At 68.2% G+C, this 1,937-nt stretch carries 1 protein-coding gene; it reads left to right on the forward strand.

From position 1 onward, the window contains the following. The first annotated feature begins 1,176 nt into the window (after nucleotides 1–1,176). The gene (gene tpx / locus ACFQ87_RS42540) at nucleotides 1,177–1,677 is read left to right on the forward strand and encodes a thiol peroxidase (RefSeq protein WP_380616332.1); all 501 of its coding nucleotides are present in this window, start codon (nucleotides 1,177–1,179) and stop codon (nucleotides 1,675–1,677) included. Nucleotides 1,678–1,937 lie beyond the last annotated feature (260 nt).

A 1,937-nucleotide genomic window follows, 5' to 3' on the forward strand; every position in this document is an offset into this window, starting at 1 on the left:
CATCTCGAAGCGTGGAGAACGGCCGCCTCCGCTGTCTCGGGAAGAACCGCAGATCAGCAGGTCGGGTGACCTGCGAGGTTAAACGCCAAGCTCAGGTGAAGTCACTCGCAAGGGACGGCTCTCGATTCGTTGTCGATCATGGATCCATCCCAGTGTCCACGACCGTCCACACACGGAGCAATGCGGCCCTCATTCACCTTGCCCGAGCGGCTCTCGTCCACGTTCACCCCGTCGACAACAGCCGGCCCGCCCCAGCGACCGCGCGCGGCGGCTACCGCGCCGGCGGCGCCACCGGCGCCCGTGTCTCCACGACGACAGCGCTCCCGGCAACCCTGCAGCCCTCGTACATAGTGATCACCCGGCCCACCTCCAGCCGACACCACCGGACGGGATCCAGAGGCGCGAGCCGCACCCGCGCACGCTCACCGGGCCCCAGCAACGGCGTGAACTCCACCCACACGGCCGCGATATCCAGAGCCAGCCCGCCCGCCCGAGCACGGCTACCGACATCCCACATCGGCCGCAACACCCCGGCCCCGCAAAACAGGCTCCTACGCCCACCCTCCCCCACAAGGGGCGAGCGTCAAGTCAGCCCGGACCACCCCGTTACGGGCCTCCCACCCCCGCCAACGGCACCACGCCGCACTGCGCTCCAGATACAACCCGGCGGCCGCCGCGGCCAGATCCTCCCAAAAACCGGACCCCAGCACACCGACGCCACCGAGTTCCTCCAACACCGTGAGCGCCACCTCCCACTCATCACGGGCCAGATGGCCCCAGAGATCACCGAACGTCAGGTCGCCGCCGGTCGCGACCCCCTCCGGTACCAACAGACAAGCGGCTTCCAACAATTCAGCAACATCCACACCCCAATTCCGAACCACCCCGCCCCTCAACCCCCACGACCCCACAAACTCGCCGGAACCCACCCCGAACGGTGCCGCGCAGCGGCCGGCCGGCGCCGTCACCACACGAGGCAGCACAGGCCACGGCCGGTACAGCCGGTACAGCCGGTACAGCCGGTACAGCCGGTACAGCCGGTACAGCCGGTACAGCCGGTACGGCCGGTACGGCCCCCGCTCCTGTCCGACCCTCGGTCACCAGGCGTGCGAGGGCGGGGACGGGCAGTAGGATCAGCGGCGTTGTCACCCGTATACCGCTGGTAGGAGGCTTTTCATGGCTCAGGTCACGCTGAAGGGGAACCCGGTCCAGATCGGCGGCACGCTGCCGACCACCGGCAGCCAGGCCCCCGAGTTCACGCTGGTCGACGCCGGACTCGCAGACACCTCGCTCAAGGACTTCGCCGGCCGGCGCAAGGTCCTCAACATCTTCCCGAGCATCGACACCCCGACCTGCGCAACCTCGGTCCGCACCTTCAACGCCCAAGCCGGCGCACTGGAGAACACCGTCGTGCTGTGCATCTCCGCCGACCTGCCCTTCGCGCAGGCCCGATTCTGCGGCGCCGAGGGCCTGGACAACGTCAAGACCCTCTCCACCCTGCGCGGACGCGACTTCCACACCACCTACGGCGTGTCCATCAACGACGGCCCACTCGCCGGCCTCACCGCCCGCGCCGTCATCGTCCTGGACGAGAACAACACCGTCCTGCACACCGAACTCGTCACCGAGATCGCCGACGAACCGAACTACGAAGCCGCCCTCACCACCCTCCGCTAACCCCACCACACCCCGCACCCCCACACCAAAAACACGGGGTGCGGGGCAGACCCCCCGAAGGCCAGAAACCGAACCCGGCCCCAACAGACGGGACTGAGGCCCCCCGGTACGGCTCCATCTGCCCGGAGTGCCTCGGGCCCAGTACCTCTGCGCCACGGTCAGTAGATGTAGTCGGGCCAATGTGGATCTTCCCAGCGGGCGGGCCCGGTGAGGCCGATCAACCTCAGACGGTGGAGTAGATCCTCCGGTGCGTTGTACTC

Origin of the sequence: Kitasatospora sp. NPDC056531 (genome assembly GCF_042794375.1) — a bacterium.
In the GTDB taxonomy this organism is placed as follows: Bacteria; Actinomycetota; Actinomycetes; order Streptomycetales; family Streptomycetaceae; genus Kitasatospora.

What these genes read in the sequence shown, in the direction of transcription:
- tpx (WP_380616332.1), top strand. Translation starts at nt 1,177, where the DNA reads ATGGCTCAGGTCACGCTGAAGGGGAACCCGGTCCAGATCGGCGGCACG.